Raw genomic sequence first — 17221 nt, forward strand, 5'->3', positions numbered from 1 at the left:
AAAAAAAGCTAAATCGTCTTTTGTATAGCGGCACACAACCGCGTTGGAGAAGTTGAATTGAACAAGGTTTCTTTTGCACTGATTGCATCCTTAACTGCATGTGCTTATCACGCACACGCAGAGCGCAGTGAACTTGCACAATTGATTCCATTCAACATCTCCGAAAATAGAGCTGACATTGCTCTCACGGAATTTGCGCAACAATCCAACCTGACCATTATCGTTCCCTACGATAAGGTCGTTTCAGTGACAACGCGCGAACTTGTGGGAACTTATTCGGTAATAGATGCAGCAATCACCCTGCTAGAAGGGTCGGGGCTGCACTTATCCGTCAACAACAATGGCCAGCTCTTTATACGAACTGATAACGATTTAGAGGGGAAGCATTCCATGCTGCACAAAAATAAATTATCAACCGCCGTTGTACTCGCCATATCTTCACTCGCCACTGCACATTCATTAGCGCAAGACTCTCAAGCCAAAGACATTGAAGAGCTGGTTGTTACCGGCTATCGCGGCTCGTTAATGAAAAGCATGGATGAAAAACGCAATGCTGTGAATGGTAAAGAATCCATCATGGCAGAAGATATCGGTAAATTTCCCGATTTGAATATTGCCGAATCCATTCAACGTATTCCCGGTGTAGCCATCTCCCGCGAAGGCGGCGAAGGGCGCAACATCACCCTGCGCGGTTTCAGCCCATCCTTTACCCGCACCACGCTCAACGGCATGGAAGTTCCTGCCGGTAGTGATGGTTTGGACTCAGGTGGTGTCACCATTAACGCCAGCCGCGCGTTCGATTTCCACGTATTTGCTTCTGAATTATTTAATCGCGTTGATATCCAAAAAACCACCACGGCTTCCATGGAAGAAGGTGGTATTGCCGGTACTGTCGATTTATATTCTGCCAAGCCTTTTGATTTTGACGGTTTTAAATTTGCAACCTCACTGCAAAATGGCTACAACGATCTGAGCGAAAAAAATGACCCGCGCCTCGCCTTTATGGTGAGCGATACTTTTGCCGATGATAAATTTGGTGCATTACTCTCTGTTGCCTACTCTGAACGCACCGTGCGTCAGGAAGGATTTGGCACTGTGCGCTGGACAACACCGGTTGCCACCAACAATATTTACCCGACCACTGCTACACCCGTAGTGAATGGTGATATTGCAGAAGACAATTGTGCATTGAATGGCAGTGCAGTCGCGCCGATTAACTGCTTGTGGGCACCGCGCTTACCGCGCGCTGATTATTTTGGTAATGATCAGGAGCGTTTGGGTGTAACCACCTCGTTGCAATATCGTCCAACTGATAATGCTGAAATCACACTGGATATATTGCACTCCGAGCTGTCAAACAACCGTGTTAACTACAACTCCATGGAGTGGTTTTTAACTCACAATGAAATTACACCGCTGGAAATTACCGTAGCACCCGATGGCAAACGCATCCTCGCGGGCACCTATGATGATGTGGAATCCTGGATTGAAAGCCGCGATCAAACCTCTGATTCAACCTTCGATCAATTCGTTCTCTCTGGTGAATTTACCCTTAGCGATGCATTAACCCTGAACGCCATGGTCGGTAAAGCTACCAACGAAGCTGACCGCGAAGAAGTGCGTTTCTATTATATTTCTGACTCGCACCAATACTCGTTTGATTTCTCCGACAACCTGGATATTCCCGAAGTATCCTGGGGTGAAGGCTACGATTATTATGATCCGGAAAATTATCAAGTTACTACCGCTAACAATCGCTCCAACTATGTCAAAAAAGACAACCTGACATCCAAGATCGATTTAACCTTTACCCAGGATCGCTACTCTATCGAAACCGGTATTGCCTACAACGATCGCAAAGTGGAATCGCGTGAAGGCAATGGTAATTATCCGGCTGCATTTTCTGCTGTGGGTTACACCAAAGACTTGCCCGTTTCCAATTTTGGCAAAGGGCTGGATGGCAATCTGGTTCCCTTCCTCGTTGCTGACTTTGATGCAATTTACCGTGACAATCGCATCGCCAAAGATTACACCGATAACCCTGCAGCAGCCTGGATAGTCGGCGAAGAAACACTCGCTGCCTTTATCGAACTGAACAGCAATGTGGATGTTGGCAGCATGCTGCTGAAAACCAACTTTGGTGTGCGTGCAGTAAATACCGATGTAACTTCACAAGCCTGGATTAATGGCAGCCCGGTTGAAGTGAAACGCGACTATAAAAACTTCTTGCCATCGATGAATTTCTCATTGGATGTCACAGAAGATGTAGTGACTCGCCTCTCCTACGGCAAAACCATGACACGTCCGGATTTGGGTTCATTGAATATCGCTGGGCCTAACTTTGGTTATACCACACGCACCGTGAGCAACCTTGGTAACCCTGGTTTGAATCCGTTTGAATCAAACGATATCGACCTGAGTGCCGAGTGGTATTTTGCTGAGGAAGCACTGCTCGCGGTGAATTATTTTTACAAAAATGTCACCACCTCACTGAAGACTGACATTGTTGAAAAACTGATTGATCCGGAATATCACGCCGCCATTCTGGCCGACCCGCAATACGATGAAGCCTACAATGCCGACCCGCGTACCGTGCCTTACACCCACTATATTCCAGTGAACGACAACGAAGGGTTTGATGTAAAAGGTTATGAACTGATTTATCAACAAACCCTGAGTTTCTTGCCGGGCTTTTTATCTAACCTGGGTGTAGTGACCAACTTCACTCACGTTTCCGCCGGTGACATGACAGGTTTGTCGGAAAACTCTTACAACATGACCGTGTTTTACGAGCAAGACAATTATGGCCTGCGCGTATCCGCCAACAACCGCGATGATTATTTGCTCAGTATTCCCGGTGGTAATGGCCATGTTGCAGAAATGAAATACGGCCCAACGCACATCGACTTTTCATCCTTCTATAACGTGAGTGACAACCTGACATTAACCTTTGAAGTGATCAACCTGACCGATGAAGTGGAACGTATTTACGGTACAGGCGATGGCACCATGGATTTAACCCGTGAGATCAACCACACCGGTAGACAACTTTTTGTAGGGGTTCGTTACTCCCTCTAAAAACGTTAGGCAAAGGACTGCCGACGTGAACGACCGTTTCAGGTTCTGAAACACTTATGCTGTTTTCCCATCAATACCATTGAGGCTTATCGTTATAGCCGGGAGGTCGCCAGACCTCCTTTTTTTTGCGCCAAAAACAACTACACTGGATCTTAGGGATGAATCCTGATTGATCTGTTACCATAGGCGTCACAATAAAATAGCAGTCAATGCAGAACCCTATGCACATGAGCCATAGCGTCGTACAGCAACTGCACAATGGCATCGGCAAGTTACAACAATAAATTTCTTTGCCTTAACAATAAGTGAGCCAATGTTTACGTTTTCCTGGATATGTCGTTGGTGATGGCAACCATATGGTTACCGACATCTTGAACAAACTGAGGTTTTATCTGGCGGTAGTCAGTCAGGCTGCACTGCTGCTTTTCGCCAGCGCGACGCAGGCGACCACCGTGCATTTGGCGCCCGGTCTGGAAATTACCTTGCCCAGTTCACTGGCACTGGATGTAATCCCCCCGCAAGACCAGATCAGTAGCCCCGTCATTGCCGGTGTCATCAGCGGCGAACCGGGTTATTTTATCGCCGCCAACAAAGTAAAAACCTGGGAGAAAAACAGCGTTTTATGGAAGCGCCTTGAGAGCGAAATCCGCAAGCGCAGCACCGACGGAGAATTTACCCTGAACCAGCGCGGGCATTTTGTTACCCGCACTAACGACAAGGTCTGGTTCCACGTTTACCACTACACAACAGCCGAACAATCCCACCAACAAGTGTATTTCCTGTTAAAAGACCAACGCACCACTTATTGGATCACCCTGACGATGGTTGAGGGTGTTGATATCAATCTAACCATCCCCATCGCCAAAGCACTGATACGTCGCGCACGGGTTATCTGATGTGCCCACATAATTCACTGGGCTTTTCATCACAGTGATGCTATTCGTTTGTTTGTAGAACACAACCCCAACCATCGTACTGCAGGTCATATAGCGCAGCGAGACACGTCATTAAGCCGGACACAGAGCAGAGAATATTCTGTGTTGTGGGCATATTGATGACAACCTTTATGCGATGATTATTTTCAACGTCTTCATAGGTTGCTTTACCGTAATTATTATCATTGATAAAGCCAGCAGCCAACTCGCCTTTCTCCCTGGTTTTTGCATAGAGAGTAAAATCAACCGCTCTAAACTCGGAAAAGTTATCTCCCTTCTCATCATTACTTATTAATAACTGTGTATCTTGGTATGAAGTATCAAGCAACGCGGCTATCACTTTACTCATGGATTCTCCCTGATTACATAATGTTAGGTTTGCAAATCATAAACTGCGATTGTTCTTAGCACTATATATTGGTTTTTATCGCCATCGTTCATTAGCTTCTTATAGCTTATGTAAACGCAAAAAAAAGCGGCTACCGAAGTAGCCGCCAAAGAAAGGGCATTACATAGGTTTCAAGTGGAGCTTAGAGCTTCCAGGTGAAGTCGATCAGATAACTACGACCGTAATCGTCGAAACGCTTCAGGTTCACAGATTCGTTGTTTTGCGTTAAACGCAGCGGTTCGTTGGTCAGATTGAAGACCTGGAAGCGTACGTTGTAGTTTTCGTTAATTTCATAGGCGAGACTGAAGCCAACACCCAATTCAGCATCCAGTGTAGTCAGGTCATAGCTATCCCAAGTGAATGCACTGGTGTACGCCGAGTGGTATTTCCAACCCAAACGCGCATCGATCCCGTAGTTGCTATACCACAAGTCCAAGGTTGCCGTGTCTCTTGCCAAACCGGCCATAGGCAGCGGGTTGTCTGACGGGGCAAACTCTTCGATATTGGATTCTGCAAAGGCGTAGTTGGAGTAAATACCAAAACCTTCAACCGGCAGGAATTCAAATGGCATTTGGAAGGTAACTTCCAAACCGCGCACATAACCACCATTGCCATTTACCGGACCATAAATATCAAAGTCGACACCATTCTCGTTTTGGAAAGTGCCAACTACGGCGTTACCGATATAGTTGTCGATATCTTTGTAGTACAGGCTCAGTGCCGCAAGAGATTCTGGTGCAAAGTACCACTCGTAAGACACATCGACTTGATCAGAGGTGAATGGATCCAGCAACGGGTTACCGGCACCACCTGATGAACCATTATCAATGGCACTGATGTATTGGCCTGCACGCAACTCATCCAAAGGCGGACGGGAAATTGCCTGAGCTATACCAATACGCAACTTGCGCGTATCGTCCAAATCCAGATTCAGGTTAGCGCTGGGCAAGGCTTTGGAATAGTCATTTTCAATGTATTGACCATCCAGTGAGTAACTCTTGGTATTAATTTCAACCTGGCGTACACCAATGTTGGCGTTGTAGTCCAAGCTGCCGATTTGGCCTTCAAAATCCAATTTCACATATGCCGCATCGTTACGCTCATCCACCTTCCAATAGCGCTCTTCATCGACATCTGCGGTGTTGTAGGCAATGCCGCCATAAATAATGTCTGCGGTTTGTGCGTAGGACGGTGCATTCAGGAAAGGAATAGTGTCAAACGCGCCAAGCGTGTAAGAGCTGAGGAAACCTTCCGGGAATACGACAGCCGTGCCGTTATCTACACTGCGCTCCATGGTGAAATCAGTCCAGATCACTTCTTTTTCACGGTCTGCAGTGCGTGCACCAAAACTTACAGCGCGCAGATGGCCAGCATCCAAGTCACGCTTGATATCAAACTGCGCACTCTTCAGGTCATCTTCCAGAGTTGAGCCTTCGTTAACATTGCCAATCCAGTTGTAGGATGCTTTTTCTGGGGTTAACAAGGGCGAGCCTGCAGGTGCCGTAATAGATGGCGTACCGCGTGTATCAAAACTCCAGGTCTCAGCGTATTGATCCAGATAGATCGCATTCCAGTAATTTTTTCGCTCAGCTGTTGATGATGAGAGGTCCACATCAATCTGCCAGTTATCAAACCCGGTGTGGCTGAATTTCAAGCCTTGGGTAATGCCGCTGTTTTCCTGATTGTAGGCAGAGATAACATGACGCATGGTGCCTTCCCAACCATTAAAGGTACCAGCTACCACACGATTACCCTGCATCACCAGATTGGTCATTGGATTATCGACAACGCCATCGCCATTTGCATCACCCAAGCCCCAGCTTTCGCCCCGGGGTGGAGTGCCAATGTCTTGTGCCCAGGTTTGGTTTTGCTGCTCATCCATCGCAAATTTGGTGTAGAGCACATCGTATTTCACGTTGAGTGCATCAGTCGCCTGCCACTCAAAAGTAGTCATCACACCGTCGCGATCGGTATCCAGTTTTTTCACTTCACCGGCTATACCCCATGGGGTGGTGCCAATGGTGCCCTTGCCATCCAGATCCAAGGCATCGTTGCTGTAACCCCAACCTTGCATAGAGCCGTAGGCATTCTTTTGGGTTTGGGTAGAGGCGCCAATGGCAACCGCAAAGGTATCGCTGAACTGATGCACAAAAGCACCGCTTATGCGATTACCCAGTGGATCATAGCCGGGAATATCTTCCGCGCTTTCATTGTGTTGCAAACCCACACGTACAGTGGCGGTTGGACCAGTGTGCGACAGGGGAGAAATTGTTTTCAGGTTGATAGTGCCAGCAATGCCGCCCTCGACCAAATCCGCAGATTGGGTTTTATAGACTTCCGCGGCTGATACCAACTCAGAGGGATATTGCTCGTAGCGAATGGCGCGGCCAGGTTCAGGGCTGGCAACTTCGCGGCCATTCACTGTGCCCAACACCATGCGCGGGCCAAGGCCGCGAATAGCCGCCTGGCTTTCATTGCCGCGGTCGCGGGAACCGTTAATACCGGGCAGGCGCACCAGTGCCTCGGCAATGGTCACCGCTGGTGTCGCGTTGATATCGTCCATGGCCAAGGCTTCCATTACCTTGGTGCTTTGTTGCTTAACGGCAATCGCCTTCTCCAGCGAGGCGCGCATACCGGTAACAACAACCTCTTCCAAGCCGTCAGCAGTCTGGGCCTGTACGCCGCTGATACCGCCAAGTAAGCCCAAGGCGAGCAGCAGGCTGGCTTTGGAGATATGGGTTTCGGGAATTCTGTATTTCATTGCTAAAGCCTCGTGTTCGTCTCGTAGTTTTATTATTAAATATGAATCATATATCATATTTATACGTCAATATGATCGAAACAGTAGCGGGTGTCAAGGGTGAAACTGGCGTGAAAATGGTGCTTTGGAGAAAAAATCGGCAATAAGGATGCGCGATAAGGGTGCAACTGAAAAGGGAAAACAATGTTCGCTATTGGTGGCGATAAGGCCTAGGCTTAAAGGGCGGTACTCGCACCCACCAACAGGAGAGACCATCATGAGCAAAGGTCAGGATAAACGGAAAGAGAGCAAAAAACCCGCAACTAAAACGGCGAAAGAGAAGCAACAAGCCAAGAAGGTGAAGCAAGCCGAGCAGGCGCACAGAGAGTTTTAACTGCGGTTGTCGTATGAATCAGGGGCGCGTTTTATCGCGCCCTGTTTGTTTTCCCCGCCATAAGCCAACAGGCATTGGCTTATTTATCCTTCCAGAAGGCAAAACCGGGATAGTGGCGCCCAAACTGCCAGGCCACAATTTGCGACAACAAGGTAGTTGCCTTGCGACCGCACAAAAACCGCATCGCAGCACTGCGCGGGAAATGCCCCCGATCAACCGCCACTCCTTGATCGTCAACCGGACACCACTGCCGTTTCAACAATTGGCGCTGTTGCTCCAATTGCCGTCGCAATGCATTGCGCTGCGCATCCATCCCCGAGAGCGGCAAAGTATTTTCCTGCAGCGCCTGAACATCTGGATTATTCATAATTGACTCCGGATCAACGCAATATCCGCGGCGATTTCTGCACGCGTAGCAGCAAATGCCGTTGCACCTAATGCCGCCAGGTGTTTACAGCGGAGATAACACAACACAACGCCAGCGCTGTAAAAAAACAATACGCCCACAATGCTATGCAACCGGTAGTCTGTAGACCACCCCAGGGTGATCACCAGCAACCCGGCACAAAAAAGGCAGCAGGATAAAAACACCAACCCCAGCACACTGGCGATCAGTAATTGCTGTAAGCGATTTTTTTCCTGCTGCCATTCAATACCTGCGAGGCGCCCATGCAGTTCCAACTGCATAAGCACTATTGCCGCCGACGCGCGCAAACGCTGGATAATTTCCAAATAATTTCTCCCGTCCGACGCTAAGGCCTTACTAATTAATGACGACGCGCCAGCAAATAACCAAGCAACAAACCAACAGCAGCACTGGCACCAATGGCACTCCATGGTTGCTCATGCACATAGGCATTGGTGTGCTCTGCCGTTTTGCGTGCACGGTTAATCACAGATTCACCTATTTCAGTGGCTGACTCTTTAGCGGCCGCAATACGTTCATTTAATTTGGCTTTGGCTTTTTGCAAATCATCGCCGGTGAGTGTGGTGGTGGCTTTGAGCAAGTCTTCTATATCGGCTACAAAGTTATGGAACTCGCGTGCAATGCCGGAAGTGGCGTCTGCCTTGCCATCTTGAGCAGTTTGCCCATCAACAGCACGACTGTTTGAAAAAGAAATGCCTGAAGTAGGTGGATTTTGCATAAATAATTCCTGATAGAAAGAAAAGTAAGTGGTCGCTCCAGTCACTGATGAGTAAATCAGTGGTTGTTCGAACGAAGCACCACACTAGCCCTCCCCCTCCCGGAAGTCTGTTCGCTAACGCACTGATACTTTTTTACCCCAATGCTACTTTGCTCAACAGAGTGATGATCCCTACACACTCCGGTTTAAACACGGCAACACCATAAATGTCCCGCTAGGGATTTTGGAGCAACACAATGAACAACCCTATTCGTAAATCATTTTCTTCATTCGCAATCCTATTTGCAGCCATGGCGATAAGCAGTTCGCTCAGCGCGGCAACACCGCAACAGGAAATCACTAACGCCCGACAAGAAAGTCAAATTTGGACAACCTATGCCCTGAGCCCTTATTTGCGCGCTAACGACATTAAAGTCTCGGTGGTTGATGGCAAAGCAACACTCACCGGCACTGTAGAAGAAGACGTGAATAAAGACCTGGCGACAGCAATTGCAAAAGGCGTCAAGGGTATTAAAGACGTGGACAACAAAATTGAAGTGCGCGCGGATTACAAACCGACAAACAGTGAACGCAACTACGGCGATCAAATGGATGACCTGGCAATTTCCAGCACCATTAAATCCAAATTGCTGTGGAGCAAATACACCAACAGCCAATCTGTGACCGTGGACACGCTCAACGGCAAAGTGACCTTGAAAGGTAATGCCGATACCGAAGAAGCAAAAAACCTCGCAGGCCGTTTGGCCAAAAGTACCCATGGTGTGCGCGCTGTGGATAACAAGTTGGTAGTCAATAAAACGCCCGGCCTCACCGGCATGGCAAAAGCATCAACCAAAGAAATGGGTGAAGCCATTTCCGACAGTTGGATTACCACCAAAGTGAAATCCACCCTGCTGTATTCAAGCAATGTAAACGGCTCGGATATTGAAGTCACCACCAATGCAGGTGTAGTGACCTTGAGCGGCAAGCTGGATACAGGTGTCGAGCGGGCACTGGCTATTGAATTGGCTGAAAACGTGCGCGGCGTAAAAAGCGTACAAGCAAAAACACTCACAAATTAATCCCCCGAACAATCGCATGTTGTGATCTACAACATGCTTTCTCAATCAATAGGTAAGCTTATGACAACGTTTATACACAGCCAAAACCTGATGCGCCGGATCAAACCCGGCACCTCACTGATCACTTTATTAGCAGGCCTTTTATTGTTAACAGCCTGTGCTTCCACCCCACCACCGACCAAAGAAATCAGTGAAGCGGAACGCTCCATGGTAGATGCCGAACAAGCTCGTGTTGCCCAACATGCGTTGCCGGAATTGCAAGAAGCACGCAGCAAATTAGCGGAAGCGCGTATTGCTATACAAAATGAAGAGATGGATCGAGCCAAACGTTTAGCACTGGAAGCCAGTGCTGATATCAAACTCGCATCCGCCAAAGCGGAATTGGCAAAAGCAGAAGCGGTGAATACCGATATGCAAAAAAATATTCACGTCCTTAAAGAAGAAATGCAACGCACTAGCGGAGAACAACAATGAAACAATTACGCCACTCACTCCCTCGATTCTCACTGGGTCTACCCGGTAGCATTGCATTACTGGCCAGCGCATTAGTGTTGGCAGGCTGCGCAAGTGCACCACAAAGCCCGAGCGGTGCAGTCGCTGCCCGTGAACGCTTGATGCAATTACAAAATGACCCTGATTTGGCAAGCCGCGTGTCGGTTTCTATTCGCGCTGCCGATGCAGCGGTGACTACGGCCGAGCAACCCATCAAAGATAAAGTCTTATCCGATCACCGGGTATTTATTGCAACCCGTGAAGTGGATGTTGCCTGGGCTCAAGCACGCACACGTCAACTGGAAGACCAACGCGCGGGCTTAACCGAAAAACGTGACAGCGAACGCTTGGATTCACGCACTCGCGAAGCAGATCGTGCAAATGATGCTGCCGCAATGGCGCGCGAAGACAGCGAAGCATTGCGCCGTGAAATTGCCGAACTCAATGCAAAAACGACTGAGCGCGGTTTGGTAGTCACGCTGGGTGATATGTTGTTTGAAACAGGCAAGGCGCAATTAAAAGGCAATGCATTTGCAAACCTGGGCAAGCTATCCAATTTTATGAATTCCTACCCGGAACGCACCCTGGTGATTGAAGGCCATACCGACAGTGTGGGCAGCGAATCCAGCAATATGTCGCTCTCGCAACGCCGCGCCGATGCAGTACGCACCTATCTATTAGAGCAAGGTGTTGCCGCAAACCGCTTGAGTGCTATTGGTAAAGGCGAAGGCTATCCCGTAGCGGGTAATGACTCCAATTCCGGCCGCGCACTGAATCGCCGCGTAGAAGTCATTATCACTAACCCACTGGCTAGCGCCCAATAATTCAGTTGAGAAAAACCTATGAGCTTGGGAACCATTTTATTAATTATTATTGTGCTGATGCTGGTTGGCGCCATCCCCAGTTGGCCACACAGCCGCGCCTGGGGCTATGGCCCGAGTGGCGGCTTGGGGCTGGTATTGTTAATTGTCTTAGTGCTGGTGTTGATGGGACGCTTGTAAATAGTGAGCACCAAAACCCAATAACGATTAACCCAATCTGATTAATTTTGGCTGGGTTAATCTTGATTAGACATGTTAGCAACCCTTGTGCAGCTATTGAATAATAGCTGCACAACTTGGTTCTGGGGCAGCAAAAATCAGGTACCCCGCCGCAGTCACAATATTCCACCACGATTACTATGTAGAGCTAACCATGTTTAAACAAAGTTTATTTAACCGCTACCCGCGCACTATTCTGGTATTGACCTTGATTCTATTGATGTCGGTCATCAGCCTTGGCTTGGTGGTGTTGGGTAAGGTTTATGTGCTGCAATAATATCCATCATAAAAAAAGACGACCAGTAAAATACTGATCGCCCTGTTTGTGTAACCGTCACGCGTTATTGCTTGATGCGCAATTGATCATTAATACGATCAACACCGTCTACAGCACGGGTAACTTTTACCACTTGGTCATGTTCCGCACGGGTTTCAATTTCACCGGTTAAGCGAACAACACCATTGGTTACCAGTACCGTAATATCATAGTCTCCCAGCGACTCTTCAGCGGTAATGGCATCATCTACCTTGGCCGCTAATTGCAAGTCAAATGCTTCCTGGGAAGCACCGATACTGGACTGACTGGAATCGGCAATTGACTGTTGCGAATCAACGACCCCCTGCGATTTTTCACAGCCACTAAAACTCACCACTAATATGGTGCCTAGCAGCCCTGCAAAGACATAGGATTGGAGTGGGGATTTCATAATATAAACCTCGTTGTAACGCCTTCAGAATTGAAGACCTTAGCAAATAGTTTAACCACGCCTTACACATTTAATTCGCTATGGTTAAACCATTCATAAAGCAACTATTCATAAAACAGCTATTCAAAGTTGCGCTGTGTTTGCTCATAGGATTTGGTGCGATAGTAGCTGTGGATGTCATTAGACCAGCGATTGTCAGCCATGTCTGGCCAATTATCCTTATCAAAACCCGGTGCGTCTTTCAGTCGCTCTTTGTCGATATCCAATATAAAACGCTTGTTTTCAGTATCCAGTTTTAATGCGCCCCAGGGCACCGCAAATAACTTTTCTCCCATACCTAAAAATGAGCCGAACGATAAAACGGCATAACAAACTTTGCCGCTATTCATGTCCAGCATAATTTCTTTAATATCACCAATATCTTCATGCTGGCAGTTGTAAACATCATTGCCGACTAATGTATCCGCTCCCATCAAGCTGGGGCCGGGGCCATTGCCATTAGCGTTTTTATACATTCCATAAGTATCGCGACTTTCGTAGTTCATGATGAGATCCTTTTAAAAATGGGAATAAATTCCCAGGGTAATACACACAGAAAAAATAAAATCCAGATGGTTGAATAGCTTCTGTGCGATGAATACCAATGGTCTACCTATTCGATTTTAGCGTCTGTACGCTAACGCCCTATGCTGGCTTAATTAATCACTAACTCACTGACTGTGGCGGTGGGAAAATCTTCCAACCAATCTGCAAGCTCATCGGCATGGGCTTCTTCCATGGCCAGTATTTCCTTGAGCATGCGGCTGGTGGTGGGGTCATCCTCTTTCAGATAATGAATAAAATCGCGATAGCTATCGATAGCAATACGTTCAGCAATTAAGTTTTCGCGGATCATATCTACTAGCGATATCACTGCCGTGTATTCAACATGGCTGCGATTATTTAACCCATCGGGTGAAAAATCAGGTTCGCCCCCTAACTGCACGATACGCGATGCCAGCATATCCACATGCAGGAGTTCTTCACTGGCGTGAATTAAAAATTCCTGCGCTATGCCTTTGGCGTGAATACCGCGCGCCATAAAATAGTTGGCGCGGTAACGTAATACGCACACCAACTCCGTCGCCAGCGATTCATTCAAATAATAGATAACCTCCGCCACATTGGCGGAATAACCGGGTGTAAGTGCTCCCTGTTCCAAATTAATGATGGCTTGATCACGTAGATGTTCCGACTCATTGTTGCTGTGAATAGTTTTCATAATACCTCCGCTAATGAGCGACCAGAGTGCAAGTTGCCACTCAGCCTGTCAGTGCGGAAACGTACATAAATTTGCACAAATAGCCTCACACACAATCTGTCTGTGCCCTAACGAACGGACGCGCCGCCCACTGATGAACACACTGCATCAACACTGCAGAGCACCGGTGTGTGACCCTTTTTGTGCTGCGGAACCCATAAATGACATGTCCCCTGGAAACACCTGCCAATAACACCCATGCATTAAGTGGCAATCGTTTGATTGACGGGTTATCGGCCACATTACGCGCGCAATTGCTCAGCCATTGCAAAACGGTTGAACTCACTTTTGGCGATACACTCTGCGAGCCACAAGAAATTATTCGCTATGCTTATTTTCCCCTTACGGGTTTTATTTCACTCTTGACGCTGTTGGACAATCACCAGCCACTGGAAATGTGTTTAATTGGTAATGAAGGGATGATGGGGTCAAGCCTTGCATTGGGTATTGCGTCCGCGCCCATGCGCGCACTGGTACAAGGTTCTGGCCGCGCCTTACGTATTAATGCTGTGCAATTGCACATTGAATTGCGTGCATCGGCTGAATTGCGCGCTCAGTTGCATCGCTATGTGTATGTAGTGCTGGAACAATTAGCCAAGACAGCAGCCTGTATTCATTTTCATGAAGTTGCGCAACGACTCGCGCGCTGGCTACTCATGACACATGATCGCACCCATAGCGATACGCTCCATCTCACCCAGGAGTTTCTTGCCGATATGCTGGGTGTGAGGCGCAGCAGTATTACTGTAGCTGCAGGAGTGTTGCAAAATGACCATTTAATTCACTACAGCCGTGGTGAAATTATTATTTTAGATCGGCTTGGTCTGGAACAGGTTGCCTGTGAATGCTATCAGGCACTTAAACGGGATTATGAGTTGGTTTTTGCCTGAGGCCGCTGGGGGTTAGCCGCCTCCAGAGTGCTATCGGGTAAATCAACTGCGTTGCTGTAAAACATGAAATTGTTTCGCCCGCGCAGTTTGGCGCGATACATTGCTGTATCAGCGTGTTGAAATAATGCATTCACATCTGTTCCATCATTGGGATAAAGACTGATGCCGATACTGAGTGTCACATTGATCGGCTGTTCATTCACCAGTTGCTCAACTGCAAATGTGGAAATCATTTTTTCTGCTACCTGTGCAGCGTCCTGGCTGTGTTCAATTTCGGTGAGCAGCACCACAAATTCATCGCCACCTTGCCGACAAACCGTATCGGTACTGCGCACTACGGCTTCCAGGCGCCGCGCAATAATTTGTAGCAACCGGTCGCCCACCGCGTGGCCACGACTATCATTAATGTGTTTAAAATTATCGATATCGATAAACAGCAACCCGATTTTTTTCTGCTTGCGTTTAGCCAAGCCCAGAGCGCGCGTCAGTCGCTCGGCTAACAGGGTGCGATTGGCAAGCCCGGTCAATACATCGTGCTGGGCCATGTGCATCATTTTTTTGGCCATGGCACGGGCGTCGCTCACATCGTGAAATACAATTACCGCACCACTGATCTCACTGTGGCGATCGCGAATGGGAGCGATAGAATCTTCGATGGGAATTTCACTGCCGTCGCGTCGCACCAGCAAACAATTGGTGGGTAGCTTCACCGTTTTATTGGCCTTTAATGCACGCCGCACCGGATTGGGTGGCGCTTGGCGACTATACTCATCTATCACGGTAAAAACCTCTTCCAATGGCAACCCCATTGCTTCTTTTATTGGCCACCCGGTCATGGTTTCGGCAACACGATTGAGGTAATTAATGTTGCCCGTGAGGTTGGTGGTAAGCACCGCATCGCCTATGGAGTTTAAGGTCACCTGCGCGCGTTCGCGCTGGTCAAACAATTCATCTTCAGAAACACGCAAAATAATTTCAATGGCTTTGCGATCACTGATATCTTCAACTGTTTGTATATAACCCTGCGGATTTTTTGTGTCACCACTGTCGATCATGGCGGCATTGAGGCGTGTCCATACAATGCTATTGTCACTGCGTAAAAAACGCACTTCCATTAAAAAAGGTTGATGGTTTTTTACGGCGACTACCCATTCATTGATAGCAGCAGTACGATCATCCGGGTGGATAGCGGCCGTCCAATTAGTCCCCAGGGTTTGCTCCAAAGTCAGGCCCGAAATACGGTGATACGCGGTATTGGTGTAAATACAATCGCCCTGTACATCGGACACAAAAATACCCAATGGCGATGCATCGCTCATCGCGCGAAAGCGTTTATTGCTTTCACTCAATGCCAGGCGTGATACCTTGCGCTCCACAATATAATTCAACGCGCGCGGCAACCAATGTGCATCTATATGGCCTTTGGCAACATAATCCTGTGCGCCGCGTTTCAGGGTTTCGTGCATCAAGGCTTCATCGGCGCCAGAACTCAGCACCAAAATCAGGGCGGTGGGAACCTCGGCCAGAATTTTATCAAAAGCATCAAGGCCGGCACTGTCCGGCAGGGCCAGATCCAGCAAAATAATGTCGGCAGTATTATTGGTTAAATAATCCAGTGCCGCCGCCAGCGATGTCACCCACACCACCCGAAACAAACCAGCCTCATTCACCAAGGCATCTTGTATCTGCGTAGCGTCAATAGGATCATTTTCAATTAGTAATAATGTTGTCGGCGACATAGTCATGAACGGGCATACTCCAGCAGGAACAGGAAATGTCGTTCAAGGCTACCGTCACCTAATACCGCCGTCAGTGCGGTGACGTACAGAGAGGTTGGCGATAGAGGAAGGATTAGGGAATATGTTAACTGCTATTTTTTTTTTCATTTAGGGTTTCTGGAATAAAACCTTCAGCAGACAAGGCTCTGATGACACCACGCATTAAGTAGTTATTACTGAAACCGAAAGTATATTGACGAGCACCATCGCTTACAGGTTGTAGCATTTTCCGCTCAACTAACTTTTTAATTTGATACGTACGCTGAGTCGCAGTCAAATGTGGCATTGCTTCTGCCAAATCACCCGCTTTTGCAATGCCCATTTTGGCCGCTATGTGCAATATGCTTTCCTCTTGCGCGGTAATAAGCGCGCGTTGTTTTGCATAAGCCAATGCAGGTGTGAGAATTTTGTTACGCAAATAAGCAAAATCAGTTAGCTGATCAACCTTTTTCAGCTCATCTAAAATACCCGTTAATACATAGGTACACCAAGCCTCTTGCCCCTCTGGTGAACCTGAATCAGCACGAGCAAGCATGGAATAATACTTATCCCTATCATTGCAAAATACAGCAGTCGGATTCAGCACACGCCCACCAGCTTGCACATTAAAACCATACTTAATCAGCAAGGCATAAGTAAGCAGTCGCACCACGCGGCCATTACCATTACCGAAGGGGTGAATCCAACCGAAACGATGATGAGCCAGAGCCACTTTAATCAGGTCATATTTAGGTGCATGCGGCTCATTTATAAATGCCACTAATTCCTGCATATAGGATGGTACTTGTACTGCATCTGGTGGCATATGCTCTGACTGTGATATGCGCACAGAGCCCGCGCGGTAGACACCAGGGGTACGATCACCTTCTCGCTCCAAGTTATCTACCGTCATGGCATGTAACTGGCGAATAAAGTGTTCAGTTAAATTGGTGTCTTTTTCGATGGATTCCTCTACAAATGCCATCGCCAGCTCAATGTTTTCCATTTCACGTAAATGATCCGAGTGCTCATTGGCACCGTCCAGCTTACTTTCAACATAATCGGCTAGGGTCGTGTGGTTGCCCTCAATACGGGCAGAACCCAAACTCTCCAGCATATGAAAGATGCGCTTAAGCTGTAAAAACAAAAGGGCGGGTGTAGAGCCGCGCAACTGTAAACGGCGCAAATGCTCAAGTTCCATTGATACGTCAACCAATGGAGACTCAAACGCTAGGTTGGGCAACTTTAAGTCATGGTGATTAAATATAGGCATAGCATTAATTATCTGTAATGG

The 17221-nt window shown here is 47.8% G+C and carries 18 protein-coding genes; 8 read left to right on the forward strand and 10 right to left on the reverse strand.

What is annotated here, in order from left to right:
• Nucleotides 1-57: 57 nt before the first annotated feature.
• A complete protein-coding gene (locus tag B0D95_RS10100) occupies nt 58-3078 on the forward strand; it encodes a TonB-dependent receptor (protein WP_210403704.1) in 3021 nt (1006 codons plus the stop codon).
• Between the two features lie 356 nt (nt 3079-3434).
• Complete coding sequence (locus tag B0D95_RS10105) at nt 3435-3974, forward strand: hypothetical protein (RefSeq protein WP_078043790.1); 540 nt, start codon at nt 3435-3437, stop codon at nt 3972-3974.
• Between the two features lie 40 nt (nt 3975-4014).
• Here the strand turns inward: B0D95_RS10105 and B0D95_RS10110 are convergent, their stop codons facing one another.
• The 5 genes from B0D95_RS10110 to B0D95_RS10130 all read right to left on the reverse strand — a co-directional run bounded on the left by B0D95_RS10110 (nt 4015) and on the right by B0D95_RS10130 (nt 8680).
• Nucleotides 4015-4362: a ribonuclease E inhibitor RraB gene (locus B0D95_RS10110; RefSeq protein WP_078043791.1), complete on the reverse strand. Its 348-nt coding sequence runs from the start codon at nt 4360-4362 to the stop codon at nt 4015-4017.
• Nucleotides 4363-4543: 181 nt separating this feature from the next.
• Entirely contained in the window at nt 4544-7162 is a 2619-nt protein-coding gene (locus tag B0D95_RS10115; protein ID WP_078043792.1) for a TonB-dependent receptor, read from the reverse strand.
• A 452-nt stretch (nt 7163-7614) separates the two neighbouring features.
• Nucleotides 7615-7902 (reverse strand): hypothetical protein, encoded by a 288-nt coding sequence (locus B0D95_RS10120; protein WP_078043793.1) that lies wholly within the window; start codon nt 7900-7902, stop codon nt 7615-7617.
• Entirely contained in the window at nt 7899-8267 is a 369-nt protein-coding gene (locus B0D95_RS10125; protein WP_168172433.1) for a phage holin family protein, read from the reverse strand. The genes B0D95_RS10120 and B0D95_RS10125 overlap by 4 nt, the downstream gene beginning before the upstream one ends.
• Nucleotides 8268-8302: 35 nt before the next feature.
• On the reverse strand, nt 8303-8680 hold the full coding sequence (locus B0D95_RS10130) for a YqjD family protein (protein ID WP_078043795.1): 378 nt from the start codon (nt 8678-8680) through the stop codon (nt 8303-8305).
• Nucleotides 8681-8916: 236 nt separating this feature from the next.
• On the opposite strand from B0D95_RS10130, the gene B0D95_RS10135 reads away from it, so the two are divergent.
• The 5 genes from B0D95_RS10135 (at nt 8917) to B0D95_RS20990 (ending at nt 11550) form a co-directional block, all read left to right on the forward strand.
• A complete protein-coding gene (locus B0D95_RS10135) occupies nt 8917-9741 on the forward strand; it encodes a BON domain-containing protein (protein WP_078043796.1) in 825 nt (274 codons plus the stop codon).
• A 60-nt stretch (nt 9742-9801) separates the two neighbouring features.
• Complete coding sequence (locus tag B0D95_RS10140; RefSeq protein WP_078043797.1) at nt 9802-10215, forward strand: DUF4398 domain-containing protein; 414 nt, start codon at nt 9802-9804, stop codon at nt 10213-10215.
• Nucleotides 10212-11057, forward strand: a complete 846-nt coding sequence (locus B0D95_RS10145; RefSeq protein WP_078043798.1) for an OmpA family protein — start codon at nt 10212-10214, stop codon at nt 11055-11057. The genes B0D95_RS10140 and B0D95_RS10145 overlap by 4 nt, the downstream gene beginning before the upstream one ends.
• Before the next feature lie 18 nt (nt 11058-11075).
• Nucleotides 11076-11234 (forward strand): DUF3309 family protein, encoded by a 159-nt coding sequence (locus B0D95_RS10150; RefSeq protein ID WP_078043799.1) that lies wholly within the window; start codon nt 11076-11078, stop codon nt 11232-11234.
• 193 nt (nt 11235-11427) lie between these two features.
• Nucleotides 11428-11550 carry a hypothetical protein gene (locus B0D95_RS20990; RefSeq protein ID WP_256386870.1) on the forward strand — a complete coding sequence of 41 codons (123 nt, stop codon included), beginning with the start codon at nt 11428-11430 and terminating at the stop codon, nt 11548-11550.
• A gap of 64 nt (nt 11551-11614) precedes the next feature.
• On the opposite strand, the gene B0D95_RS10155 is transcribed toward B0D95_RS20990, so the two are convergent.
• The 3 genes from B0D95_RS10155 to B0D95_RS10165 form a co-directional block, all read right to left on the reverse strand.
• Nucleotides 11615-11980, reverse strand: coding sequence for a BON domain-containing protein (locus B0D95_RS10155; protein WP_078043800.1), 366 nt, complete (start codon nt 11978-11980; stop codon nt 11615-11617).
• A 119-nt stretch (nt 11981-12099) separates the two neighbouring features.
• Nucleotides 12100-12525, reverse strand: a complete 426-nt coding sequence (locus tag B0D95_RS10160) for a PRC-barrel domain-containing protein (RefSeq protein ID WP_078043801.1) — start codon at nt 12523-12525, stop codon at nt 12100-12102.
• Between the two features lie 149 nt (nt 12526-12674).
• Complete coding sequence (locus B0D95_RS10165) at nt 12675-13241, reverse strand: bacterioferritin (RefSeq protein ID WP_149867894.1); 567 nt, start codon at nt 13239-13241, stop codon at nt 12675-12677.
• A 200-nt stretch (nt 13242-13441) separates the two neighbouring features.
• Here B0D95_RS10165 and B0D95_RS10170 point away from each other — a divergent pair, with 200 nt between their 5' ends.
• The gene (locus tag B0D95_RS10170) at nt 13442-14170 is read left to right on the forward strand and encodes a Crp/Fnr family transcriptional regulator (protein ID WP_078043803.1); all 729 of its coding nucleotides are present in this window, start codon (nt 13442-13444) and stop codon (nt 14168-14170) included.
• On the opposite strand, the gene B0D95_RS10175 is transcribed toward B0D95_RS10170, so the two are convergent.
• Both B0D95_RS10175 and B0D95_RS10180 read right to left on the reverse strand, forming a co-directional pair.
• A complete protein-coding gene (locus B0D95_RS10175) occupies nt 14149-15915 on the reverse strand; it encodes a GGDEF domain-containing response regulator (protein ID WP_078043804.1) in 1767 nt (588 codons plus the stop codon). The genes B0D95_RS10170 and B0D95_RS10175 overlap by 22 nt on opposite strands.
• Nucleotides 15916-16033: 118 nt before the next feature.
• On the reverse strand, nt 16034-17128 hold the full coding sequence (locus B0D95_RS10180) for a Fic family protein (RefSeq protein ID WP_246841770.1): 1095 nt from the start codon (nt 17126-17128) through the stop codon (nt 16034-16036).
• Between the last annotated feature and the right edge of the window lie 93 nt (nt 17129-17221).

This window comes from Cellvibrio sp. PSBB023 (genome assembly GCF_002007605.1).
Classification (GTDB): Bacteria; Pseudomonadota; Gammaproteobacteria; order Pseudomonadales; family Cellvibrionaceae; genus Cellvibrio.

Bases quoted from the DNA above. Each gene is read 5' to 3' on its own strand.
- B0D95_RS10175 (WP_078043804.1), bottom strand. From the start codon at position 15,915: ATGACTATGTCGCCGACAACATTATTACTAATTGAAAATGATCCTATT.
- B0D95_RS10120 (WP_078043793.1), bottom strand. From the start codon at position 7,902: ATGAATAATCCAGATGTTCAGGCGCTGCAGGAAAATACTTTGCCGCTC.
- B0D95_RS20990 (WP_256386870.1), top strand. From the start codon at position 11,428: ATGTTTAAACAAAGTTTATTTAACCGCTACCCGCGCACTATTCTGGTA.
- B0D95_RS10130 (WP_078043795.1), bottom strand. From the start codon at position 8,680: ATGCAAAATCCACCTACTTCAGGCATTTCTTTTTCAAACAGTCGTGCT.
- B0D95_RS10150 (WP_078043799.1), top strand. From the start codon at position 11,076: ATGAGCTTGGGAACCATTTTATTAATTATTATTGTGCTGATGCTGGTT.
- B0D95_RS10145 (WP_078043798.1), top strand. From the start codon at position 10,212: ATGAAACAATTACGCCACTCACTCCCTCGATTCTCACTGGGTCTACCC.
- B0D95_RS10115 (WP_078043792.1), bottom strand. From the start codon at position 7,162: ATGAAATACAGAATTCCCGAAACCCATATCTCCAAAGCCAGCCTGCTG.
- B0D95_RS10155 (WP_078043800.1), bottom strand. From the start codon at position 11,980: ATGAAATCCCCACTCCAATCCTATGTCTTTGCAGGGCTGCTAGGCACC.
- B0D95_RS10105 (WP_078043790.1), top strand. From the start codon at position 3,435: ATGGTTACCGACATCTTGAACAAACTGAGGTTTTATCTGGCGGTAGTC.
- B0D95_RS10140 (WP_078043797.1), top strand. From the start codon at position 9,802: ATGACAACGTTTATACACAGCCAAAACCTGATGCGCCGGATCAAACCC.
- B0D95_RS10180 (WP_246841770.1), bottom strand. From the start codon at position 17,128: ATGGAACTTGAGCATTTGCGCCGTTTACAGTTGCGCGGCTCTACACCC.
- B0D95_RS10135 (WP_078043796.1), top strand. From the start codon at position 8,917: ATGAACAACCCTATTCGTAAATCATTTTCTTCATTCGCAATCCTATTT.
- B0D95_RS10110 (WP_078043791.1), bottom strand. From the start codon at position 4,362: ATGAGTAAAGTGATAGCCGCGTTGCTTGATACTTCATACCAAGATACA.
- B0D95_RS10170 (WP_078043803.1), top strand. From the start codon at position 13,442: ATGACATGTCCCCTGGAAACACCTGCCAATAACACCCATGCATTAAGT.
- B0D95_RS10160 (WP_078043801.1), bottom strand. From the start codon at position 12,525: ATGAACTACGAAAGTCGCGATACTTATGGAATGTATAAAAACGCTAAT.
- B0D95_RS10165 (WP_149867894.1), bottom strand. From the start codon at position 13,241: ATGAAAACTATTCACAGCAACAATGAGTCGGAACATCTACGTGATCAA.